The following is a 20,854-nucleotide window of genomic DNA, read 5'->3' on the forward strand; positions in this document are numbered from 1 at the left end:
CGCTACTCCGTCACCGCCCTGAAACGCATCTCCGCGATGAAGTTCCGGGACTTCCCCTCGCGCCTCGAGCGGCTGGAAAGAAGCCGCAGGTTGACGAGAGAGACGCCGGCAATCGGCAGCGCGGCATCATCGAGCAGGATCGTCACCCGGTCGACGATTTCGCCTGCACCCCTGCGGCCATTGGCGTCGCTCCATATATGCAGCGACAGGAAATGCTCCTCGGCCCTTTCCGTCGCCGTCGAATAGTCACGGCTTTCGAGATCATCGATAACGATGCACGGCAGAACCGCGCGCGGCAGAAGCCGGTCGACGACACCGCCGGGGATGAGCGCCGTCAGCGCCGCATCGCCCGTCAGTCGCGCGAAGATCGCCTGAAGAAGCAGGTTTGCGGCGCTCATCGGCTTTCCTCCTCACAGCGGCAGACGATGAAGCGGCGTGTTTCATCCGGGTCAATGACCGCCCGGATCGCCAGAATGCGGCGGCCCTTGCGAAAGCGCATGCCGGGGGCGATGTCGCCACGGTAAGCCAGCCAGACGCGGTGGGTGATCGTCACGCCCTCGGCCGAGGCCCTTTCATGAGATGCCTCGGAAAGGGGTTCGATCGCAGCCCAGAGCGAGCGCAGGAAATTCCAGCTTTCGGCAGCACCGCCCTGCCCGTCCGGCGTTTCGGTCCGCACCTCCAGTTCCAGCCGCGCCGTCAACCTGCCGGGATCGAGAAAAACAAGGTTCATGTCTCAAAGCCCCAGACGGCAGAAGGGCGCCACCAGCCGCTCGTAGCCGGCGGGAACAGCGGCGGGCTGGTTTTCCGGGGCGACCGCGCCGCGAAGTGCGAACATCTGCGCCACATGTATCAGCATGGCGCGTTTCAGCGTATCGGGCACATCCGTTCCCGCTTCGCCGTAGCCGGCAATGAAATCGATCTCGATGCCGTTCATCGCCCGTCCAGGGGCTGGCGGATCGCGCAGCCACAGCCTTGCGGGACGCGCCGCGCCATCGAGCAATTTTTCCCCGGCGGTAATGTCCGCCGGGCGCCCCTCGCCGTCAAAAACCAGTATGGTTTCGATGGCTTGCACCGGTGTCCTGCCAATCAGAATCACACCGTTCTCAGGCCACCGGTCGAGATAAAGCCGCCAGGTCTGGCGGATCAGGCAAAGTCCGGTCGTGCGTTCCAGATGCTCGCGGGCGGTGCGGATGAGCGCGGCAAGAAGCGCGTCCTCATCGCCGCTGTCGAGACGCAGATGCGCCTTCGCCTCGGCAAGCGTCAGCGGCTCCGCCTGCGGCGGATGAATGAGGGCATAGGTCATGGGGTCTCCGGGGTGACGGCAATAAAGGCTGGATGAGCGAGTGGGCGCAACGAATTTCTTCTCCCTGTGGGGGAGAAGTCCGCGGCAGCGGGATGAGGGGGCAAGGGTTGAGATATTCGGCAACGTTGCCCCCTCATCCGGCCCTTCGGGCCACCTTCTCCCCGTCCGGGGAGAAGAAAGGAGCGGCGCCGTTGAGGTTCAATTCACCCCGAATTTCACCAGCTTGATCGCCTCGAAATTCTGCACGCCGCCGCCCACGCGTTTGGTGGTGTAGAACAACACATAAGGTTTGGCCGAATAGGGATCGCGCAGGATGCGCACCCCGGTGCGGTCAACGACGAGATAGCCGGCGCGGAAATCGCCAAAGGCGATGGCAAAGCTGTTGGCCGCCACGTTCGGCATGTCCTCCGCTTCCGTCACCGGAAAGCCCATCAGCGAGGCCGGCTGGCCGGCGGCGGCCGGCGGATGCCAGAGATAGGCGCCGCTGGTATCCTTGAACCGGCGCAGCGCCCCTTGCGTCTTGCGGTTCATCAGGAAGGTGCCGTTCTGGCGGTGGCCGGCTTTGAGCGCATAGACGGCGTCGAGCAGCACATCCATCGGCCCGGCGGAGGCGAAACCGGCCGAAACGCCGGTCGCGACATACCCGATATTGCCCCAGCTCCAGCCATCATTGGCGACGGCGGTGTAGGAGAGGAAACCCTTGGGCTTGTTCACGCCATCGCCGGCGATGAAGGCGGCGGCCTCCTGTTCGGCAAAAGCAATGTCAACTTCGGAGGCGATCCAGGCTTCGATATCGACTGCCGCGTCATCCAGCAACCCTTGAGTCGCGGCCGGCATGGCGTAGAGCTCCATGGTCGGAAAGGACAGTTCGGCAAGCTGCGGCGTTGCCGTCTGCGGGCGTGCCGCCGTCTCGGAAACCCAGCCGGTCGTCATGCCGCCGGGCGAGAAGGGTTTCTTCAAAACGGCGGCCGAAACCTGCCGCACGGTCGCCAGCGCCCGGATCGGCGAAATCGCCGTCATGCGCCGGCCGATCTCGCCATCCGTCTCGTTCGGCAGCAGAAAACCGCCATCGGCCCCGGTCGAACCGGCAAAGGCCTTGGCCTCCAGATCGCGCAGCGCGCCCTCCTCGCCGCGACGGATATAGGCCTCGAAAGCGGCCTTGTGTTCCTCGGCATCGTGGGAAAGCGCGTCCTTGCGGCCAAGCGCGGGGCGCGCTTTCTTGAGCGCCAGGTCGTCCATGATTTTGCGGTTGTCGTCGAGCGCCCTGTCGATGCGGTCGAGCTTGTCGCGGGTCACGACATCAGAGCCCATCTTGCGCTCGATATCGGCAAGCCGCTGATCGTTGGTTTCGCGGAAGACCTCGAAAGCCTCCATGAACTCGTCGAAGGCGGCCGTCACCGTATCGGGTACGGCCTTCACCTGCGGCGCGGCGGTCATCGGGGCTGGTTTCGTCATCTGGTTTTCCTTGTTCGTTGATATCTTTGCGGTCAGCGTTTGAAGGTTGTGTCGAACAGCGAGCGGGCGGCGCGGCGCATGCTGCGCACCAGTTCGGTCTCGCGGTCGCGGAAGAAGCGGGCATGCTTGACGTCGGAAACCCGCGCCGAGGGCAGCATCGGAAAGGTCACGACCGAGATTTCCCACAGATCGGCTTCCAGAATGCGCCGGACACCCTGGTTCGCCGCCTTGCCGGAACGTACGGTGCGAAAGCCGATGGACAGCCCGTCCAGCGCCCCGGTCTTCATCAGCGAATGCACCTCGCGGGAGCGGGCAACGCCGGGGGCGAGAACGCCCTCGACATAAAGGCCGCGCTCGTCTTCGCGGATGGTGCGCCAGGCGCCGATAGGCTCGGCCGGATCGTGCTGGTAGAGCATGCGGATGCCGGCTGCGCCCCGCTCCTCGATGGAGCGGCGGAAAGCGCCGCGCTCGATGACATCCTGACCGAGATCGACCTCGCCGAAAACGCTGGCATAACCGGAAAAGGTGCCGTCGACGGTTATGCCGCGCAGCTCCAGACTGGCGAATTTGCGCGTGGCGGGACGCGGCCCGCGATAGACGTGCATGGGTAACTCCTGCGATGTGAAGAGGAATGTCAGCCGCGTGGACGGGCGCTGTAGCGGTCGGCGATGCGCACCAGCAGGCCCAGCCCCCACCACGCGCCCATGCTGGCGGCGGCGGAACCCGCCACCATGATTTCCCGGCCCGAAAGCGCGCCGGCGATATCGAGCTGCTGCACGATCCACAAGCCGATAGGCCCGCCGAAGATCATGCCGCAGGAAACGCCGGTGATGAACCGGCTCGCAGCCTCGCGTTTGCTTTTCGGCAGGAGATAAACGAGCGATACACCCGCGCCCGCCACGGCGCCGGTGATGCGGGCGGCCCAGATGCCGGCCTCATTGGCGAATTCAGACATGGGTAATCATTCCGTTCTAGGATGTTGTCATCGGGCGGACGCGCCGCGTCGCACGCAGGCGTTTTTTGCGTGCCTGCGCCGGGTGATTTTGCGAATCTTCGGAGAAGCTTGGGCGGAACACCTCACAAAGAGAGTCCGGTTCTTCAGAAAATGATTGAACAGGAAACCGGGGTTTCGATCCCGCCGGACGGCGATCAATAACCGACGGCTTCGCGCTTTTCCTCGTCGCTCAGGAACGAGGCCGCGCCGATGCGAGACCAGAGCGCATCCCGCTCGCCGGCAAGCCCGGCAATCTTGTCGAGATCGGGTTCGAGCCTCAACCCCGGGCCGAAGACCGGAGAAAGCCAGCCGCAGAGCCGTGCCGCCGTGCGATAAACCAGCGGCAGCACGGTGAGGCGATAAAAGGCGCGGTTCGCCTCCTGGTAATTGGCATAGGTATTGTCGCCGGGAATGCCGATCAGCATCGGCGGCACGCCGAGCGAAAGCGCGATATCGCGCGCCGCCCCGTTGCGGGCCTCCAGAAAATCCATGTCGCGCGGCGAAAGACCCATGGCCTTCCAGTCAAGCCCGCCCTCCAGCAGCAGCGGCCGGCCGGCATTCATCGCGCCCTGATAGCCTTCCTCCAGTTCACGCTTCAGCCGCTCATATTGCTCGGTGGAGAGATTGCCGCCCTCCTTCGGCTGATAGACCAGCGCCCCGGAAGGCCGGGCGGAATTGTCGAGCAGGCGCTTGTTCCAATGGCTCGCCGCATTGTGGAGATCGAGCGCCGCACCCGCGGAGGCGAGCGGCGCAAAACCCGACCGATCATCGAGCGGATGGAAAAGTTTCACATGCAGAAGCCCCAGCCCGTCGCGCTCGGCGGCGATGTGGCGGGAGGCGCGGCCTTCGGCGCGGTAGTCATAGGCTACCGGCCAACCATCCGGCCCTTCGACGATGCTGACCCGGTCGGGCCGCAGAAGATGCAGCTCTCGCAGCCGCCCGCCCACCGTCAACGGCTCGATATAGGCGTTTCCGGCGAGCATGAGGTGGCCATAAAGCGCCTCAAAAAAATCCGGCCCGCCCATATGGGCGCTCGGTTTTAGAAGCAGCGCCAAAAGCGGGTGATCGGTCAGTTCCTCATCGCCATCATAAAGCAGCCAGCTGACCGAGGCCGACGCCTCCGCCACCATGCGGGCGGCCCGGTGCGCGACCGGGTTTTTCATGAAGCCTTCGCGGGCAAGCGCGGCATAGGACCGGCCCGACCAGAAGGCCTGCCCGCCCTGCACGGCAACCGCCATGAAGCCATCGGCCATTTTCCGGCTTTCAGGCGCGGCTCTGCCATCCGCCGGGCGCAGCCACGGCAGGGAGAAGGGAAATCGCATGGAGTTGTCCTTGTTTTGATGGCGCGCGGCGTCGAGTCCTGCGGCGTCGCCCGCGTGGGGTTTTCACCGACAGGCTAGACCCTGACATTTCTGACGAAGTCCTGAAAGCTCTCTTTCGTCATGCTCGGGCCTGTCCCGAGCATCTGCAACGTCTCGATTTTATTGGACGTGATCAGATCCTTGGGACAAGCCCAAGGATGACGTCGCGCGTGAGGCACCCCGTCCGCACAGCGGCAATATCTCGCGCCAACTTCGGCGAAACCGGACGTTTACCGGATCGGGGCTTTCACCGCCGTATCGCTGTCGAAATCGGCGGCGACGCGGGTCTCGCGCAGCGGCTTTACCGTGCGGGTCGAAAGATCATAAGCGGGGTCGGCCTTATAGGCCGCCAGCGCCGCCTCGTTTTCAAACTCGCCATAGACGATGAAATCGACCGAATTGCCCCATTGGTCCTTCTTCACGTTCTCGCCGATTTCCAGCTTCAACGAATGCGGTATCGCGGTCAGGCCGGAAAGCCCCCTGCGCACGGCGTCGCGGTTTTCCTCGGGAACGGTGAAAAAGACGATATGGCGGATCACGGTGTCACCTGTCATGCAGAATTCGAAGGCAGCTTTTTCGGCGCCGGGTAACGGGTTATCATCTGGCCCGCCCGGGTTCAATCCGCGCCGCGACAAGCGCGTGATGAAATGCGCGCCCGTAACCGCCCACCAGCCGCGCCCTGTCGCTGCCATTGATGATGGCGCGGGCGCCGTCCCAATCCTCGCGCCTGTCGCCGAAGAAATCGGAAAGCCTGCGGCCGGTAAAACCGCCGCCCGTCATGCCGTGGATCAGGATCGCGGTGGCCACCTCCGCCTCCATGGCCCGTTCCGGCCGCTCCAGGAGATCGACGCCGGTCAGCACCGACATGGCCTTGTAATTGCGCCGATGCGTCAGCTGCACGAAGCCGCGACCCAGCCAGCTTTTACCCTCCTCGTCCGGCCGCCAATAGGGCTTGCGCACATTGGGCAGCCTGCCCGCCGCAAAGGCGCGGTCGAGCCTGACGATTGCTTCGGCGTCGCTTGCCGCCAATGTTTCGCGCACCGGCTGCATGGTCGCCGCCGTCTCGTGAAAGGCGGTCGCCAGCATATAGGCGAGCCAGCGCGGGTCACCGCGCGGCAGCGCCTTTTCGAAACCGGCAAGCACCGTTTTCGTGCCGGCAAGCTGGGCGGCGCGCAGGCGGCCTCCAAAAATGGAAATTCGCACCGACGCGAAGAATCGCGCCTCGTCATAGGCCATGGAAGGCTCCTGAAAGTGACGGGCGACAGGACGCCCGGTTTTTTCCACATGACGGCCGTCAGGACTAAATCGATTTGAAAAAACCTTAATCGATTTTAATCCGAGGCCCGGGGTTTTGGGGTAAAAAATTCCTTGAATTCCGGAACCTTAGCGCGCTAACTCCATTCACCGCGCAGTTCAGCTGCGTTAACCAACCAAGGAGGAATGCCACCATGACAGCGACAATCCCCCAGACCGTTTATGACCGCCTCGAAAACGAGTGGCGCCAGATGCGCGAAACCGGCTCCCAGCCGAAGCCGGCGCAATCTCCGAAGAAATAAGACCTGCCAGACGCCCGATTTCGGGCGTTGACGGCACCCCACTTTTCTTCTCCCCGCCGGGGAGAAGATGGCCCGAAGGGTCAGATGAGGGGGCAACATCTCCAGATATCTCTACTGTCTCCGCATATATTGACCGTGGCCCCCTCATCCGGCGCTGCGCGCCACCTTCTCCCCGGCGGGGAGAAGAAACCGGGGCATCCGCTCGACCGGTAATTGGCTTTCCTTCGCGGGAGCCAATAATCAGCCAACTCACATCCCCCGCACCTTCGGTTCACTCACCACCATCGTCGTCAGCGCCGTGATCGCCCAGACGAGCGCATCCAGCCTGTCCGGCGAGCGCCCTGACGACAGACCATCCGGTCCGAAATCCGTCATCTGGTCTTCCAGCTTTTCGAACCGTGCGGCGTGGCTCACCCTGCCCTGCTCGTAAAGCGCCGCAACCGGCTCGGCGCGGGTGAATTTGCCGCGACTTGCCCGCACCAGCGTCAGCGGCAGGTTGGCGTCGATGCTCTGCAGCATCGCCCGCACCATCTCGCCGCCCTGATTGACCTCCGCCACCACCCGGTCCGCCTCGTGGCGACGAAAAGCGGCAACCACGGCGCGGGCCCAGCCGGCCGGCGTTTCGCCTTCCACCGAACAATCCCCAAGCACGTTAAGACGCCCGGACATGCCGAGCCCCGCCACGACGATGCCGCAGCAGGAATGTTCACCGACGCCGGCGGGCGGGTCTACCGCCACGACGATGCGCGTGAGCGGCTCATGCGCCGCTTCGATTATCGCTTCCAGATCGGCGCGTTTCCACAGCGCGCCCTCGCGCTCGTCGATCAGTTCGCCACCGATTTCCTGGCGCCCCAGCCGCGTGCCGCCGTAACGATCCTGCATGGCCTTGAGAAAACCGGGCGAGAGATTGCGGGCATTCATGGCCGTCGGCATCCGCGCCACCCGTGTCGTGGGATCGGCGAGAAGCTCCTTCAGCAGCGGAATGGGCCGGGGCGTGGTGGTCACCAGTTGCCGGGGGGCCTCACCCAGACGCAGGCCGAATTGCAGCATGTCCCAGGTTTCCTGCGGATATTTCCATTTGCCCAACTCATCCGCCCAGGCCATGTGGAATTGCGGACCACGCAGGCTTTCCGGGTCTTCCGAGGAAAACACCTGCGCCATCGCGCCATTCGGCCACAGCAGCCGCCGGCGCGATACCTCGAAGGCGGGGCGATGGCGGCGGGCAATGCGGCAGATGCCGGAAATGCCGTCGATCATCACCTCGCGGGCGTCGCCCAGCGTCTCGGCAACAAGCGCGATGCGCAAATCCGACTGCTTGCCGGCAGAGGCGACACGATGCACCCATTCCGCCCCGGCCCGCGTCTTGCCGGAACCGCGCCCGCCGATCAGCAGCCATGTTCGCCAGTCGCCTTCAGGCGGCTGCTGTGGCAGGTTGCCGATGAAACGCCAGTCGCGCAGAAGGTTGAAGACCTGCGCTGGCAGATGGGTTCCAGTCGACATATCCATCATCTGTCAGCTTCAGCGGGGGGGCTGCGGGCGGGATCTGCTTCCATCTTCGCGCGGCATTTCTGTTCAGCCAGTTCGTCGATGCGGTTGAGGAAATGCGCTACCGCCGCCTCATAATCCTGCGTATCGTTTTCATCCTCGCCCATAAGCGCCTGCCGTTCTTCCGCCAGCACCCGTTGCAGAGCGTCGATCCGCTCCAGTGTGCGGACGATGAGCGACAGCTGATCCGTTGCAACTTTCACATCGGCTCGGGCCTGCTTTCCCTCCGTGTCGTCGGCGTCAGGCAAAAGGCCCGCCTCGCCCGATTGCCGAAGATTGCGATACAGGCAGACCTGATCCCGCATCTCCTCCGTCAGCTCGTTCAGCAACTGCCGCAGACTGCCGTTGCGCGCCGCATCTTCGGCGACCAGCCTGTCCGCCCGCGATTTGGTCTCAGGCGCAGCCTCATCCGCATAAGCAGGTCTGTCCGGCCAGGCTCCGTAGAGCGCGGGGTCGCAATTATCAGCGTTTGTCATCGGATTGGCCTGAGAGGGAAATGGAGATGAACATGGGCATGCGATGCGGTTCATTTGCGGGTGGTGCCTCCGCACAGCCCTCATTTCTGTGACAAGCACAGGACTGAGGGAAGAGAGCAGAGCCTTGTACTCGAAAATCCAGCGCTCTGATATTTCTGAACCAACCGCGACCCAGCCGCAAATCTCCGACTGTAGCCAAACACTACCAAATCACCGTCACGCTGTAAAGGATTATTTTCCTATTTTTGTGATTCTTATCCTTCCCGCAGGATTTGCACCGTCGTCCGTCACATATTACACTCAGCACCACGCGGTGAGTACAAGGGGCGAGAGAAGTTGGTAAAACAATGGGTTGAGCGGTTGTTCGCAGGTCTTTCGGCAACCGGCATCGTCTTTGGCACTATTCTGTTCTGCGCTTCGCTTACTCCCTCGCTCCTGCCGCGCACCTGGCTGATGCAGGGCGTGCTGTGCGGTTTCTCCTTCGCCATCGGTTATCTGATCGGTGTCGCCCTGCATGCCGTCTGGACCTATCTGGAACTGCCCGAACCCTCGCGCCACAATGTCCGTGGCATTCGTTTTCTCATCGCGCTTGCCGCCGCCATCACGGCCATCACGTTTTTATGGCAGGCGAAGGACTGGCAGAATTCCATCCGCGTTTTGATGGAGCTCGATCCGCTGCCGAGCGCCCACCCGACGAAGACGGGCGGCCTTGCGATGCTGGTCGCCGCCATTCTCATCGGCGCCGGTCGGCTGTTCCAGCTTATCCGCCGGTTCTTTGCGGCGCGCAGCCGCCATTTCCTGCCGCGCCGCCTTGCCAATGTTCTCGGCATCGCAGCGGCGATCATCCTCTCATGGATGCTGCTCAATGGGCTGATCTTCGATATCGGCCTCAGATTTGCCGATTCCTCGCTGAAACAGGTGGATGCGCTGATCGAACCGGATGTGCCGCGCCCGTCAGACGCGCTCAAGACAGGCAGCAGCGCCTCGCTGATGACATGGGAATCGCTTGGCCGTCGCGGGCGTGAATTCGTCGCCGAAGGCCCGGCGGCTACCGAGATATCCGCCTTCACCCATCGTCCGGCAAAAGAGCCGCTCCGGGTCTATGCGGGCCTCAATTCGGCTTCGACGCCGGAAGAAAGAGCAGCCTTGGCGCTGGAGGAGCTGAAACGGGTCGGCGGCTTCGAGCGCAAGGTGCTTCTGGTGGTCATTCCCACCGGCACCGGCTGGATCGACCCGGAAGCACTCGATACGGTCGAATATCTGCATGATGGCGATATCGCCAGCGTCGCCGTGCAATATTCCTATCTCTCCAGCTGGATCGCGCTGCTGACCGAACCGGATTACGGTGTCGAGACGGCGCGCGCTTTGTTCGAGGCCGTCTACGGTTACTGGACGACGTTGCCGAAGGAAACGCGACCGAAGCTCTACCTGCATGGCCTGAGCCTCGGTTCTCTCAATTCGCAGAAATCCTCCGATCTCTACGATGTGCTCTCCGATCCCTTCCAGGGCGCATTGTGGAGCGGGCCGCCCTTTTCCAGCCCCACCTGGCGCATGGCGACCAATGGCCGGGTGAAAGGCACGCCGGAATGGCTGCCGCGCTTCCGCGACTCTTCCGTCATCCGCTTCGCCAACCAATATACGACAGCCCATATGCCCGACGCGAAATGGGGGCCGATGCGGATCGTCTATCTGCAATATGCCAGCGACCCCATCACCTTCTTCGAGGCCGCCTCGCTTTACCGGCGGCCGCAATGGATGGTGCATCACGGGCCTGACGTTTCCACGTCCTTCCGCTGGTTCCCGGTCGTCACCCTGCTGCAGCTCGGTCTCGATGTTGCCGCCGCGACCACGGCGCCGATGGGTTATGGCCATGTCTATGCGCCGGAACATTATATCGACGCGTGGATGGAAGTGACCCAGCCGCAGGGATGGAATGCGGACGATATCCAGCGGCTGAAGATGTTCTTCAAGGCCCGCCGCGGCTCCACCGATCCGGCGTGAGCGCGGCGGGCTTGCCTGGAGCCTCAACCCTTCAGCCGGTCCAGATTGTCGATGATATAGGTCTCGAGTGAACGCGGCGCATGGCCTGTCAGCGTTTCGACATCGCCGGTCACCAGTGCTGTCCAGCCTTCGCGCACGGGATAAAAGATCGAAGCGAGGAACGAGGCGTAGTCCTGCGGCACGCCCGCACCGGTGAGAATGCCGATGAAAACCTCATCCGAAACGGCGGCGTAGGACACCGGCTTGCCGATCGCCTGCGATATCAGCGCGGCCGCTTCGCCGTAACCCAGGGCTTTCGGACCCGTCAGGTTGAAAGCCTTGCCGTTAACGGCGTCAGAAGTCAGGGCGGCGGCAGCGCTGTCGGCGATATCGCGCACATCGATGAAACTCGACTTGCCCTCACCGGCCGGCACGGCGATCTGGCCGTGGTCGATGCCGGCTTTCCAATAGCTGTGGAAATTATCGGCAAACCAGTTGGGGCGCAGGATGACGTAAGGCGTGCCCGAAGCGATGATCTTCAACTCGATCTGGCGATAGGGAATGGAATCGTCGGCATCGACGCCAAGGACGCTGAGGAACACGATCTTCACCTTGCGGCGCGCCGCCTCCTCGACCACGGGCGTCAGCGCGTCGATAGCGTCCAGACGCCCACCGGAAAGAAGCAGGAATAGTCTGTCAACGCCGTCGAAGGCGTCCGCATAAGTCGAGGCGTCGGTATAATCGAAGCGCACCCCTTCCGCGCCGTCCGCCGCCTTGCCGCTGCGCGAGGCGGCCTTCACGCTTTCGCCCCTGGAAAGCAGCGCTTTCACCAGCGGCGTGCCGATGGTGCCGGTGGAACCGATTACGAGTATCTTGCCTGTCATCTCAAATCTCCTTAGTATCTAATGGAAACCATGTTTCGAAAACACAGGTACTGCGTTTGCGAAATCATGAAAAGAGAGCACTTTTCGGTTATCTGGTATCCTCGCGGAAACCGGGATGGCCCTGAAACGATGGAACAAACCCATGGAACGTATCTATGACGTCTATGAAGACCGCTGCCCCACCCGCATGGTGCTGGACAGGATTGCCGACAAATGGGCGCTGCTGATCCTTGACCGGCTGCGGGTGGAAGCGGTGCGCTTCAACCTGCTGCGGCGGGAGATCAAGGGCATTTCGCAAAAGGTCCTGTCGCAGACGCTCAAGAAGCTCGAGCGCGACGGGCTGATTTCGAGGCAGGTGTTTCCGACCGTGCCGGTGACGGTCGAATATTCGCTGACGCCGCTGGGGCGGACGCTGACCGACACGGTGGCGGCGCTTGCCCACTGGGCGGAGGGGAATATCGACGCTGTGATGGCGGCGCAGAGGGCATACGATGAACGGGCGGTGGTTTAAATCGAGGCGCGGCATACCCATGCGCCCCTCATTCCTGTGACAAGCAATGGGATGAGGAGGAAGAGAGCGTCCGCAATAACAGTCAGCGCTGCACCCACTGCACTCCCCAAAATCCCTACCGCGAAATCCGCGTCGACAGAATGATCGACGACAGCGTGCGCTCCACGCCGTCAAGCGCGCCGATGCGGTCGATCAATTGGTCTAGATCGAGGATCGAAGGTGCGGCCAGAATGGCGATGAGGTCAAAAGTGCCGCTCACCGAATGCAGCGTCGTCACCTCCTTGATGGCGGCAAGGGCCGCCGTGACGCCGGGCAAGGCCTTGGGGGCGATGGTGATCAGCACATGGGCGCGCACCAGCCCGGAAAGATAGCTTTCCGAAAGCCTGAGGCCATAACCCGCAATCACCCCGTCCGCTTCCAGTCGCTCGATACGGGCCTGTACCGTGGTGCGCGAAAGGCCGAGTTTGCGCGCCAGCTCCGCCACCGGCATGCGGGCATTTTCGGAAAGCAGGGCGAGCAGCGCCCGATCCTTGTCGGTAATTGTCATAATGACCAATCCTGTCGTCTTATTGCCTAACATTAACCTGCTATCCGCACATAGTGAAGCTGCGAATCGTCAATAAAAACTGGCATTCTGTCTTGGAAGCGTATCTGCGCTGACACATTTGCATTCACTGCGGGGAACAAAAACATGAAAAACATTGTCGTCATCGGCGCGGGCAATATCGGTTCGGCAATCGCCTGGATGCTGGCCGCATCAGGCGATTATCGCATCACCGTCGCCGATCGTTCAGCCGATCAGCTGGCCAATGTGCCGGCGCATGAAGGGGTCGACACCGAGATCGTCGACATCACCGACCGTCCCGCTCTGGAAGCACTGCTGAAAGGCAAATTCGCCGTGCTTTCCGCCGCCCCCTTCCACTTGACGGCGGGTATTGCCGAAGCGGCCGTTGCCGTCGGCACGCATTATCTCGATCTTACCGAAGACGTGGAATCCACCCGCAGGGTCAAGGCGCTGGCGGAAACCGCCGAAACGGCGCTCATTCCGCAATGCGGACTCGCCCCCGGCTTCATCTCCATCGTCGCTGCCGATCTCGCCGCCAAGTTCGACAAGCTGGACAGCGTGCGCATGCGCGTCGGCGCTCTGCCGCAATATCCGTCCAATGCGCTCAATTACAACCTCACCTGGAGCACGGACGGGCTGATCAACGAATATATCGAGCCCTGCGAAGCGATCGTTGAAGGCCGCCTTACAGCCGTTCCGGCTCTGGAAGAACGTGAGGAATTTTCGCTGGACGGCGTTACCTACGAGGCCTTCAACACCTCAGGTGGGCTTGGCACGCTCTGCGCCACGCTGGAAGGCAAGGTGCGGACGATGAATTACCGCACCATCCGTTATCCCGGCCATGTGGCGATCATGAAGGCGCTTCTGAACGACCTCAACCTGCGCAATCGCCGCGATGTGCTGAAGGACCTGTTCGAAAACGCCCTGCCCGGCACCATGCAGGATGTGGTCATCGTCTTCGTCACCGTCTGCGGCACCCGCAACGGCCGCTTCCTGCAGGAAACCTATGCCAACAAGGTCTATGCCGGCCCGGTTTCCGGCCGGATGATGAGCGCCATCCAGATCACCACAGCCGCCGGTATCTGCACGGTTCTCGATCTGCTCGCCGAAGGCGCGCTGCCGCAGAAGGGCTTCGTGCGACAGGAGGAAGTGGCGCTGCCGAAATTCCTCGAAAACCGGTTCGGCCACTATTACGGCGCGCATGAGCCACTGGCGCGGGTTGGGTGACTTGAGGGCACAGCATTGCCGCCGGTTTCTTCTCCCCGCCGGGGAGAAGGTGGCCCGAAGGGTCGGATGAGGGGGCGACGCCAGCGATGGATCGTACCCTTGCCCCCTCATCCCGCTGCCGCGACCTTCTCCCCCTCGGGGAGAAGGCGAAACAGGCACTCGCTCGCTCCGGCGTTGCGGATCAGCGCTACGCTTACGTCCCGCAAAAAGTCCTGAACACCCGTTCATGGCTCATCGGCGGCTGCATATAGACGAAGTTATCCGGCCGCTCTTCGAAAGGCGTGGCGATCGCTCTCAGCATGGCGTGGAAGGGCTCGAAATCATCCTCTTCCACCGCCGCTTCGATCAGTTCCTCGATCCGATGGTTGCGCGGGATGACGGCCGGATTGGCGGCCAGCATCGCCGCTGATCTTTCGGAATCGGAAATCCCCTCGCGACCGGCTCTTTCCCGCCAGCGCTCCAGAAATTTGTCCGCCCCCGCAATATCGACGAACATGCCGCGAAATGGCTCGGCGTCACCATTGGCCGCATGGGAAAGACGCCGGAAGGTCAGCGTATAATCCGCTTCCGATGCCTGCATCAGCGCCAGCAGCGCCTGCACCAGATCCATGTCGCCCTCTTCCTCCACCGTCAGGCCAAGCTTTCCGCGCATGCCGGCAAGCCAGCGTTGGGGAAAGGCCGCGGCGAAATCGGCGAGAACGGCATTGGCGCGTTCGGCGGCTTTTTCCACCTGCGGATCGAGCAGCGGCAACAGGCATTCCGCCAGCCTGGCAATGTTCCATTGGGCGATGCCGGGCTGATTGTTGAAGGCATAACGGCCCTGCGCATCGATGGAGGAAAAGACCTTGTTGGGGTGATATTCATCGAGGAAAGCGCAGGGGCCGAAATCGATGGTTTCGCCGGAAAGCGCCATATTGTCGGTGTTCATGACACCATGGATAAAGCCCACCATCATCCAGCGGGCGATGAGGTCGCATTGCCGTTGCGCAATGCCCTGCAGCAAGGCGAGATAGGGATTATCCGCCTGTTTCGCCTCGGGATAATGCCGATCGATGACGTAATCCGCGAGGTTTCTGACCGCTTCGTTGTCCTCGCGCGCGGCGAAAAACTGGAAGGTACCAACGCGGATATGGCTTGCCGCAACGCGGGTGAAGACGCCGCCCGGCAGGCCGACCTCACGCTGCACCCTCTCGCCGGAAAGGACAGCCGCCAGCGCCCGCGTGGCGGGAATGCCGAGCGCAAACATCGCCTCCGACACGATATATTCCCGCAGGACGGGGCCGAGCGCCGCGCGACCGTCGCCCCGGCGCGAAAACGGCGTCGGGCCGGAGCCTTTCAGCTGGATATCGCGGCGTTTTCCGTTCCTGTCGATCACTTCACCCAGCAGAATGGCGCGGCCATCGCCCAGCTGCGGCACGAAACCGCCGAACTGGTGGCCGGCATAGGCCATGGCCAGCGGCTCGGCCCCCTGCGGCACGACATTGCCGGAAAAGATCGCCGCCAGCCTTTCATCGTCAAGGCCGGCCACATCGAGAAGGAGTTCATCGGCCAGCTCGCGATTGAAGGCGATGAGACGCGGCGCCTTCACCGGCGTCGGCAATACGGCGGCGCTGAAGCGCTCCGGCAGGCGGGCATAGGAATTGTCGAATTTCATCACGGGTAAACTCCCTGCTTTGCCCCTATATGGGGCCGGAAGACGGCGGATGCGAGCGATAAATGCGACAGCTTCCGGATTGCTTCATTCAATTTTGCGCAATGAACTTTACTGCGCCATCATCGTTCCTATGCTTGATCCGCAGAATGCCGAAGGAAAGGGAAAAGCAATGACCGTCGTTGAAGCCGCAGCCGAACCGGAAAGCGCCATCCGCACCATTCATACCGACTTGCCCGTCAACGCCACCTTCCATGTCTGGTTAAAAGCGAAAAAAGACGCCGAGCCGGGTGCCGTCTCCTTTTCCAATCAGAATGGAAAATTCGCTGAGGTTTCAAGCGTCAACACGGAAGAGTTCGGTTTTCGAATCTATCAGGTTTTCGGCGGCGGCCATGTGGAGATCAGTTACGATACGGTCACGACCGCCGTTTCCGTCATCTACTGGTTCACCGCGTCAGATGTGCTCGAAACCGGAATCACGGTCGTCCATACCAAGCCGGACAATGCCGCACCCGAACTTCCCGGCAGCTATCATTTCCGCCCACCCTTCGGATGGATGAACGACCCGAACGGTTTCGGTCGTTTCGAGGGGCGGCCGCATCTCTTCTATCAGCATTATTCGCATGGGCTGCGCTGGAACACCATGCATTGGGGCCACGCCGTCTCGTCGGATTATCTGCGCTGGCGGCACCTGCCTATTTTCCTTTTCCCTTCGGAAGATCTGACGACAAGACCTGACAAGCGGGGCGGCGCCTATTCCGGCTCCACCATTCCGCTGGTTGAAGGAACGGGCATCCGCGTCTTCTTCACCGAGCAGGTGCAGGACCGTATTCCCGAACAGCAGATTCAGCTCACCGCCACCTCCTCCGATCTCATCATGGCCGGGCAGGCCGAGGTCATTCTGGGCCACCGCCCGGACGGACAGGGGCTGACGCCGGATTTCCGTGACCCCTATGTTTTCCGCGGTCCCGATGGCTTATGGAAAATGGTGCTCGGCAGCCAGAGCGATGGCGGCGGCGTCATTCTGCTTTACGAGACGCAGGACCCCACCGCTGCATCGGGCTGGACCTATGTGGGCAAGCTGTGGGTGGAAACGCGATATAAAACCACGGCCATCGAATGCCCCTGCCTGCTGCCGCTCGATGGACCCGCCAATGCCCGCTCCACCCGCTGGGTGCTGGTCTATGGGCTGATGCATTCGGAGGACCCGGAGACCGGCCGCAAGAACCTCACCATGGCCGATGTCGGCTGGTTCGACGGCAAGGTCTTCACAAAGGAAACCGGGCAGGAGCTGGATTTCGGCACCGACAATTACGCCTTCCAGGCCTTTCTGGATGGCGACAGCATCATCGGCATCGGCTGGCTGGCCAACTGGGCGGATGCCAATCCGGAAATCGACTTCCCCACCTCCATGACCCTGCCGCGTCGGATTCATTATGTGAACGGCGAGCTTCTGACCCCGCCCATCGGTGCGGCGGAAAGCCTGCGCAGCCATATCCTTGACCGCACGCGGCTTGCCGCGGGCGAACGCGTCACCTTTATCAACGGGGCGGTGGAAATATTGTTCGAGCTTGCCTCGCCCGGCGCGCCCTTCGAACTGATGCTCGATCATCCGACGGTCACTCTGGGCGTCGTGTCGGATGAAACAGGGCTGTGGATCCGCCATGAGGACGGCCGTGACGGCGCCTCGCCACATTATATCGCCAAGGGAGCCAAGGCATCCCGCATCCGCATCTTCCTCGATTACGGCTCCATCGAAGTCTTCGCCAATCGCGGCCGATATGTGGGCACCAAACGCATCGAAGGGTTCGAACCGGTGCGTTCGGCGCTATTGAAGGCCGCCCCCGGCGCGGTGGTGCATGCCACCAGCTGGGCGCTGAAACCCTGAGGAACCTTTTGGCGGATTGGGCGGTTGATAGACCCGACAGCGCCCATTCCACGGATAAGGAGAAACGGCATGACCAAAATCCGCGACACCAGCGATCCGATCCTGTTTCCGACAGAAGCCAATGAAAACAAGGCCGAGAAAAAACGCGCCGGCAAGGGCATCGTCGTCATCATCGGCGCAATCGCGATCATGGCCTTCGTCGTTTACCTGGCGGCGATCACCATCGCCGCCACCCAGTCCTGACGGCGGCGGAAGAGCCGCCTTTCGCTTTGCCGCATTTCGGACGGAAAACCGGATCCCACTTTTTCTGGAAATGCTTCAGCGCCTTTCGCCCCGCAATCCGCTGGCGGTCATGATCGCCAGCACCGATACGATAACACCCAGCCCATAGAGATAAACCATCGGCATCGTCACATCCGCCCGCTCGATCTGCCCCACCAGATCGGTAGCGGCGGCGACGGTGCCGCTGGCGCCCGCACCGGCGGCGGCGCCCAGCGTCGCGACAGTTGGCAAGAGCGCACCCGTCATCTTGCGCTCCTCCTCAGGAGCTGCCTCCATGGCGGCCTGACTGATGCCGGCCCAGGACATGCCAAAAGCCGATCCGATCAGGATTTGCCCGACGAGCATTTCTCCCCAGTTGCCGGTCGCCAGCCCGAGCCCCAGCAGCGCGCAGCCCGGCACCATCTGGTAGGGACCGTAATGCAGGCAAATCTCCCGCAGACGGGCAGAACGCAGGCTGCCGATCAGCATTGCCACAAAGCTCCAGGCAAGCGGCATCGTCACCACGATGAAACCGGCAAAGGTCGGCTCATGCCGCCACAGATTGATGGCGACATAAGCGAGATACACGCTGCCCAGCGCATGGGCATAGGACATCAGGAACAACACCCAGAAACCGCTGCCGAGCACCGTCTTCAGCCGGAACGAATTCTTCGGGAAAAGCCCGATCGAAGGCCGGATGCCCGCCCGCAGAGAGGCCCACAGCAGCGCTGCCCCCGCCAGCAGGGAGAGCGCCCGCAGGCTCGCATCCTCGAAGGCGGAAGGGGCGGAAAAGGCCAATGCGCCGACAAGGCAGAGAACCAGCGGCACAAGCGGTCTGCGCGTCGCCGCAACCGGCCGCTCAGCGGAAACGGCAATCGCGGTATAGGCCAGAAGCAGCAGGATCAGCGGCGCCGACAGCAGGAAGGTGGCGCGCCAGGAAATATGCTCGGTGGCAAAACCGCCGGTCAGCGGACCGATGAAGGAGGCGACCGCCCAGATCGCCGCTTCGATCGCGAAGACCTTCGGCAACAGGCCGGAGCGGAAACCGGCGGGAATGAGGCTGTAACACACGGCCACGATCAGCCCGTCGGCCAGTCCCTGCAAGGCTCTGCCAATAACGACCCACAAAAAGTCGCCGGCGATTGCCGAAAGGACCGAACCGAAGGAAAATATCAGGCAGCAGAGAAGCAGGACGGCGCGCGCGCCGAAACGTTCGCGGAACAGCACGGCGGTGACACCGCCTGCGACGGAACCGACGAAATAAAGACTATAGGCCCAGCTATAGAAAGCAGCGCCGCCGATTTCGTTGACGGCCACGGGCAAGGCCGTCACCACCGCGAACTGGTTGAAAGCGTGCAGGCCGATACCTGAGGAGATGACGGTCAGAAGCGAGAGGTTAGCCCCGCTCAGCAATTCGCCCCAGCCGTTTTTCTCCACCATTTCCATACTCGACAAAGCCGTATCCTTTCCATTTTTTCAGGCACGGCGGGCAAACTAGAACCTCAAGCACCATTGAGGTCAAGACGACTTTTTCACGTCATTTGTTTTGAAGGTATCCCGCACGGCAGGAACCCTCCGCGCGCCCGCTCGTTTGCCGAAGGACCGACAGAAAGGACACCGTCATGGACCGCAAGAAAATCCTGCCCCTTAACGAAGACGCCATGGACGAGGATTTGCTCGATCTCGACATCGACTCCCTGCCCGCCAAGGGAGAGATTCCGCAATCCATCGAACAGGAAATCGAGGAAGAAGAGGCGGAGACCGAGGACGACCCCTATCAGGAAAGCGACGAGGCCCTGCCCGACGATGCCGAGGAACGGGTGATCAACCGCAACCCTTCGCGGGAAGGCGGAGCTTTCGACGAGGTTTAGGGAAGATTCAGGGCGCGACGGGACGAAAGGCGGGTGAGCATATGGCGTAGATGATCCTGCCCGCCGAAAAAGACTGCAAGAATACGCACGATCTTTTCGCCCTCATCGACATCGAAATAAAAGACAGCCTGATTTTTCGTTACCCGGCGAAGGCCGGGTAATATTTCGGGCAACAATGTCCCCTGAAAAGGCGCTTTGTGAAGCGCTTCCATGTCCGCTTCAATCGACCCCACGCGTCGCGCGGCGCGCGTGAAAGCCGCTGGCAAGGCATCGCCGAGGTCGAGATAGGACTGGATAAGATGATCGAGAATGAGGTCGAGGTCCTGATCCGTCTGCGTCGAACGCAGGACCTTAAAGGCCATGGCTGGCCTTCCGGGCTGCTATCATCGCTGCCGTTCTTTGCTTGCCGTCTTCCACGGAGACGAAGTCACCCTGCCCTCGCTCAACCAGCAAATCACGAAGCGCGGCAAGTTCGGCGTCCCGCAGCTCCGTTTCCTGCCGAAGCAGTTCCAGCCCACGCTGCACGACGGCACTGAGGCTGGCATAACGCCCTTCCTCCACCAGCCTGCGGGCGAAGCTATCCTGTTGATCGGAGATGGAAACTGACGCCTTGACGGACACTGTGGCACTCCCGGTTCAAAAGAGATACTACTCAGTAGCATATTTCGCCCATTGTTCCAATGGGTGTTCTCAGGCGGGATCGATCATGCTGATGACACGACCGGCGATTTCGTCGATCGTCGCATCGTCAAGGGTTTCGATATATTTCGCTTTCTTCTGGGCGGCACGGGCAACAATGTCCATGCTTCTCACCTGGTTGCATAGTGCGACACCGGTTGTCTTATGGCCCGATATGTTCACGGCAAGCCCTGCCCTGCGTGTGAATACTCCGCCCGTCGTCACGGGAACGACAAGGCACAGTCCAACCGCGTTGATTTCTCTGGGCGTGATGACGATACAACGATGTTCGTCCCTGATTTCGCTGCCGATCACAGGATTGAGGTCGACCAGATAAACGTCGCCACGTTTTGGAACCTGACTGCGGACCATCAAAGAGCTTCTTTGCCGACTGGCGGCGCTTCGTCCCATTCCCGCGCGCTGGCATTGAGGGCGGCGACTTCATCCGCCCCCTCCAGCAATTCGGCAAGCGTGAAGCGCTTCTTTTCCTGCCGAACCGGGCTTGCGACCAGCGCGCCGTTATCGACCTCGAGCGTCAGTTGCTCACCGATTTCCAGCCCCAGCATCTTCAAAAGAGCGGGCGGGATGGTCATCACCGCCGCACCGCCCTGACGTCTTATTCTCGTCGTTACGGTCATCAGTCTGCGC

At 61.9% G+C, this 20,854-nt stretch carries 25 protein-coding genes; 6 read left to right on the plus strand and 19 right to left on the minus strand.

The window, feature by feature from the left end:
• Positions 1 to 2: 2 nt before the first annotated feature.
• The 11 genes from BS627_RS08415 to BS627_RS08465 all read right to left on the minus strand — a co-directional run bounded on the left by BS627_RS08415 (position 3) and on the right by BS627_RS08465 (position 8,690).
• A complete protein-coding gene (locus tag BS627_RS08415) occupies positions 3 to 398 on the minus strand; it encodes a DUF3168 domain-containing protein (protein WP_077982663.1) in 396 nt (131 codons plus the stop codon).
• Positions 395 to 730: a phage head closure protein gene (locus BS627_RS08420; RefSeq protein WP_077982664.1), complete on the minus strand. Its 336-nt coding sequence runs from the start codon at positions 728 to 730 to the stop codon at positions 395 to 397. The genes BS627_RS08415 and BS627_RS08420 overlap by 4 nt, the downstream gene beginning before the upstream one ends.
• Positions 731 to 733: 3 nt before the next feature.
• A complete protein-coding gene (locus tag BS627_RS08425) occupies positions 734 to 1,303 on the minus strand; it encodes a head-tail connector protein (protein ID WP_077982665.1) in 570 nt (189 codons plus the stop codon).
• Between the two features lie 198 nt (positions 1,304 to 1,501).
• Complete coding sequence (locus BS627_RS08430; protein WP_077982666.1) at positions 1,502 to 2,758, minus strand: phage major capsid protein; 1,257 nt, start codon at positions 2,756 to 2,758, stop codon at positions 1,502 to 1,504.
• Between the two features lie 32 nt (positions 2,759 to 2,790).
• Positions 2,791 to 3,363 (minus strand): HK97 family phage prohead protease, encoded by a 573-nt coding sequence (locus BS627_RS08435; protein WP_077982667.1) that lies wholly within the window; start codon positions 3,361 to 3,363, stop codon positions 2,791 to 2,793.
• A 29-nt stretch (positions 3,364 to 3,392) separates the two neighbouring features.
• A complete protein-coding gene (locus tag BS627_RS08440; RefSeq protein ID WP_077982668.1) occupies positions 3,393 to 3,713 on the minus strand; it encodes a DUF6107 family protein in 321 nt (106 codons plus the stop codon).
• 194 nt (positions 3,714 to 3,907) lie between these two features.
• Positions 3,908 to 5,074, minus strand: coding sequence for a phage portal protein (locus BS627_RS08445; RefSeq protein ID WP_077982669.1), 1,167 nt, complete (start codon positions 5,072 to 5,074; stop codon positions 3,908 to 3,910).
• A gap of 269 nt (positions 5,075 to 5,343) precedes the next feature.
• Positions 5,344 to 5,652 carry a Dabb family protein gene (locus BS627_RS08450; RefSeq protein ID WP_003522330.1) on the minus strand — a complete coding sequence of 103 codons (309 nt, stop codon included), beginning with the start codon at positions 5,650 to 5,652 and terminating at the stop codon, positions 5,344 to 5,346.
• 58 nt (positions 5,653 to 5,710) lie between these two features.
• A complete protein-coding gene (locus BS627_RS08455) occupies positions 5,711 to 6,349 on the minus strand; it encodes a lysozyme family protein (protein ID WP_077982670.1) in 639 nt (212 codons plus the stop codon).
• A 569-nt stretch (positions 6,350 to 6,918) separates the two neighbouring features.
• Positions 6,919 to 8,169, minus strand: coding sequence for a DNA-packaging protein (locus BS627_RS08460; protein WP_374638180.1), 1,251 nt, complete (start codon positions 8,167 to 8,169; stop codon positions 6,919 to 6,921).
• Between the two features lie 5 nt (positions 8,170 to 8,174).
• Entirely contained in the window at positions 8,175 to 8,690 is a 516-nt protein-coding gene (locus BS627_RS08465; RefSeq protein ID WP_077982671.1) for a hypothetical protein, read from the minus strand.
• Positions 8,691 to 9,050: 360 nt separating this feature from the next.
• On the opposite strand from BS627_RS08465, the gene BS627_RS08470 reads away from it, so the two are divergent.
• On the plus strand, positions 9,051 to 10,691 hold the full coding sequence (locus BS627_RS08470; protein WP_165691206.1) for an alpha/beta hydrolase: 1,641 nt from the start codon (positions 9,051 to 9,053) through the stop codon (positions 10,689 to 10,691).
• A 23-nt stretch (positions 10,692 to 10,714) separates the two neighbouring features.
• Here BS627_RS08470 and BS627_RS08475 read toward each other — a convergent pair whose 3' ends face one another.
• Positions 10,715 to 11,554 (minus strand): SDR family oxidoreductase, encoded by an 840-nt coding sequence (locus BS627_RS08475; protein ID WP_077982673.1) that lies wholly within the window; start codon positions 11,552 to 11,554, stop codon positions 10,715 to 10,717.
• 142 nt (positions 11,555 to 11,696) lie between these two features.
• Here BS627_RS08475 and BS627_RS08480 point away from each other — a divergent pair, with 142 nt between their 5' ends.
• On the plus strand, positions 11,697 to 12,065 hold the full coding sequence (locus BS627_RS08480; protein ID WP_003509204.1) for a winged helix-turn-helix transcriptional regulator: 369 nt from the start codon (positions 11,697 to 11,699) through the stop codon (positions 12,063 to 12,065).
• Positions 12,066 to 12,180: 115 nt separating this feature from the next.
• Here the strand turns inward: BS627_RS08480 and BS627_RS08485 are convergent, their stop codons facing one another.
• Entirely contained in the window at positions 12,181 to 12,612 is a 432-nt protein-coding gene (locus BS627_RS08485) for an Lrp/AsnC family transcriptional regulator (RefSeq protein ID WP_077982674.1), read from the minus strand.
• A gap of 144 nt (positions 12,613 to 12,756) precedes the next feature.
• On the opposite strand from BS627_RS08485, the gene BS627_RS08490 reads away from it, so the two are divergent.
• The gene (locus tag BS627_RS08490) at positions 12,757 to 13,857 is read left to right on the plus strand and encodes a saccharopine dehydrogenase family protein (protein WP_077982675.1); all 1,101 of its coding nucleotides are present in this window, start codon (positions 12,757 to 12,759) and stop codon (positions 13,855 to 13,857) included.
• Positions 13,858 to 14,050: 193 nt separating this feature from the next.
• On the opposite strand, the gene BS627_RS08495 is transcribed toward BS627_RS08490, so the two are convergent.
• Positions 14,051 to 15,511 carry a protein adenylyltransferase SelO gene (locus BS627_RS08495; RefSeq protein WP_077982676.1) on the minus strand — a complete coding sequence of 487 codons (1,461 nt, stop codon included), beginning with the start codon at positions 15,509 to 15,511 and terminating at the stop codon, positions 14,051 to 14,053.
• A 169-nt stretch (positions 15,512 to 15,680) separates the two neighbouring features.
• On the opposite strand from BS627_RS08495, the gene BS627_RS08500 reads away from it, so the two are divergent.
• Together BS627_RS08500 and BS627_RS08505 are read left to right on the plus strand one after the other, a co-directional pair.
• The gene (locus BS627_RS08500) at positions 15,681 to 17,396 is read left to right on the plus strand and encodes a glycoside hydrolase family 32 protein (RefSeq protein WP_089153233.1); all 1,716 of its coding nucleotides are present in this window, start codon (positions 15,681 to 15,683) and stop codon (positions 17,394 to 17,396) included.
• A 69-nt stretch (positions 17,397 to 17,465) separates the two neighbouring features.
• Positions 17,466 to 17,639 carry a hypothetical protein gene (locus tag BS627_RS08505; RefSeq protein WP_077982677.1) on the plus strand — a complete coding sequence of 58 codons (174 nt, stop codon included), beginning with the start codon at positions 17,466 to 17,468 and terminating at the stop codon, positions 17,637 to 17,639.
• 75 nt (positions 17,640 to 17,714) lie between these two features.
• Here BS627_RS08505 and BS627_RS08510 read toward each other — a convergent pair whose 3' ends face one another.
• Positions 17,715 to 19,103, minus strand: a complete 1,389-nt coding sequence (locus BS627_RS08510; RefSeq protein WP_173989587.1) for an MFS transporter — start codon at positions 19,101 to 19,103, stop codon at positions 17,715 to 17,717.
• Positions 19,104 to 19,279: 176 nt separating this feature from the next.
• Between BS627_RS08510 and BS627_RS24525 the strand changes: the two genes are divergently transcribed.
• Positions 19,280 to 19,528, plus strand: a complete 249-nt coding sequence (locus BS627_RS24525) for a hypothetical protein (RefSeq protein ID WP_077982678.1) — start codon at positions 19,280 to 19,282, stop codon at positions 19,526 to 19,528.
• Here the strand turns inward: BS627_RS24525 and BS627_RS08520 are convergent.
• The 4 genes from BS627_RS08520 to mazE all read right to left on the minus strand — a co-directional run bounded on the left by BS627_RS08520 (position 19,525) and on the right by mazE (position 20,844).
• Positions 19,525 to 19,890 carry a KluB gene (locus BS627_RS08520; protein WP_077982679.1) on the minus strand — a complete coding sequence of 122 codons (366 nt, stop codon included), beginning with the start codon at positions 19,888 to 19,890 and terminating at the stop codon, positions 19,525 to 19,527. The genes BS627_RS24525 and BS627_RS08520 overlap by 4 nt on opposite strands.
• Positions 19,880 to 20,149, minus strand: a complete 270-nt coding sequence (locus BS627_RS08525) for a ribbon-helix-helix domain-containing protein (RefSeq protein WP_077982680.1) — start codon at positions 20,147 to 20,149, stop codon at positions 19,880 to 19,882. Before BS627_RS08525 ends, BS627_RS08520 begins: the two co-directional genes overlap by 11 nt.
• A gap of 69 nt (positions 20,150 to 20,218) precedes the next feature.
• The gene (gene mazF / locus BS627_RS08530) at positions 20,219 to 20,578 is read right to left on the minus strand and encodes a type II toxin-antitoxin system toxin MazF (RefSeq protein WP_077982681.1); all 360 of its coding nucleotides are present in this window, start codon (positions 20,576 to 20,578) and stop codon (positions 20,219 to 20,221) included.
• Entirely contained in the window at positions 20,578 to 20,844 is a 267-nt protein-coding gene (mazE, locus tag BS627_RS08535; protein ID WP_059753836.1) for a type II toxin-antitoxin system antitoxin MazE, read from the minus strand. Before mazE ends, mazF begins: the two co-directional genes overlap by 1 nt.
• Between the last annotated feature and the right edge of the window lie 10 nt (positions 20,845 to 20,854).

Source organism: Agrobacterium salinitolerans, from assembly GCF_002008225.1.
GTDB classification, from domain to species: domain Bacteria; phylum Pseudomonadota; class Alphaproteobacteria; order Rhizobiales; family Rhizobiaceae; genus Agrobacterium; species Agrobacterium salinitolerans.

What these genes read in the sequence shown, in the direction of transcription:
- BS627_RS08435 (WP_077982667.1), bottom strand. Translation starts at nt 3,363, where the DNA reads ATGCACGTCTATCGCGGGCCGCGTCCCGCCACGCGCAAATTCGCCAGT.
- BS627_RS08510 (WP_173989587.1), bottom strand. Translation starts at nt 19,103, where the DNA reads ATGGAAATGGTGGAGAAAAACGGCTGGGGCGAATTGCTGAGCGGGGCT.
- BS627_RS08490 (WP_077982675.1), top strand. Translation starts at nt 12,757, where the DNA reads ATGAAAAACATTGTCGTCATCGGCGCGGGCAATATCGGTTCGGCAATC.
- BS627_RS08415 (WP_077982663.1), bottom strand. Translation starts at nt 398, where the DNA reads ATGAGCGCCGCAAACCTGCTTCTTCAGGCGATCTTCGCGCGACTGACG.
- BS627_RS08480 (WP_003509204.1), top strand. Translation starts at nt 11,697, where the DNA reads ATGGAACGTATCTATGACGTCTATGAAGACCGCTGCCCCACCCGCATG.
- BS627_RS08460 (WP_374638180.1), bottom strand. Translation starts at nt 8,169, where the DNA reads ATGTCGACTGGAACCCATCTGCCAGCGCAGGTCTTCAACCTTCTGCGC.
- BS627_RS08445 (WP_077982669.1), bottom strand. Translation starts at nt 5,074, where the DNA reads ATGCGATTTCCCTTCTCCCTGCCGTGGCTGCGCCCGGCGGATGGCAGA.
- BS627_RS08430 (WP_077982666.1), bottom strand. Translation starts at nt 2,758, where the DNA reads ATGACGAAACCAGCCCCGATGACCGCCGCGCCGCAGGTGAAGGCCGTA.
- BS627_RS08440 (WP_077982668.1), bottom strand. Translation starts at nt 3,713, where the DNA reads ATGTCTGAATTCGCCAATGAGGCCGGCATCTGGGCCGCCCGCATCACC.
- BS627_RS08475 (WP_077982673.1), bottom strand. Translation starts at nt 11,554, where the DNA reads ATGACAGGCAAGATACTCGTAATCGGTTCCACCGGCACCATCGGCACG.
- BS627_RS08495 (WP_077982676.1), bottom strand. Translation starts at nt 15,511, where the DNA reads ATGAAATTCGACAATTCCTATGCCCGCCTGCCGGAGCGCTTCAGCGCC.
- BS627_RS08425 (WP_077982665.1), bottom strand. Translation starts at nt 1,303, where the DNA reads ATGACCTATGCCCTCATTCATCCGCCGCAGGCGGAGCCGCTGACGCTT.
- BS627_RS08455 (WP_077982670.1), bottom strand. Translation starts at nt 6,349, where the DNA reads ATGGCCTATGACGAGGCGCGATTCTTCGCGTCGGTGCGAATTTCCATT.
- BS627_RS24525 (WP_077982678.1), top strand. Translation starts at nt 19,280, where the DNA reads ATGGACCGCAAGAAAATCCTGCCCCTTAACGAAGACGCCATGGACGAG.
- BS627_RS08485 (WP_077982674.1), bottom strand. Translation starts at nt 12,612, where the DNA reads ATGACAATTACCGACAAGGATCGGGCGCTGCTCGCCCTGCTTTCCGAA.
- BS627_RS08465 (WP_077982671.1), bottom strand. Translation starts at nt 8,690, where the DNA reads ATGACAAACGCTGATAATTGCGACCCCGCGCTCTACGGAGCCTGGCCG.
- mazF (WP_077982681.1), bottom strand. Translation starts at nt 20,578, where the DNA reads ATGGTCCGCAGTCAGGTTCCAAAACGTGGCGACGTTTATCTGGTCGAC.
- BS627_RS08505 (WP_077982677.1), top strand. Translation starts at nt 17,466, where the DNA reads ATGACCAAAATCCGCGACACCAGCGATCCGATCCTGTTTCCGACAGAA.
- BS627_RS08520 (WP_077982679.1), bottom strand. Translation starts at nt 19,890, where the DNA reads ATGGCCTTTAAGGTCCTGCGTTCGACGCAGACGGATCAGGACCTCGAC.
- BS627_RS08420 (WP_077982664.1), bottom strand. Translation starts at nt 730, where the DNA reads ATGAACCTTGTTTTTCTCGATCCCGGCAGGTTGACGGCGCGGCTGGAA.
- BS627_RS08500 (WP_089153233.1), top strand. Translation starts at nt 15,681, where the DNA reads ATGACCGTCGTTGAAGCCGCAGCCGAACCGGAAAGCGCCATCCGCACC.
- mazE (WP_059753836.1), bottom strand. Translation starts at nt 20,844, where the DNA reads ATGACCGTAACGACGAGAATAAGACGTCAGGGCGGTGCGGCGGTGATG.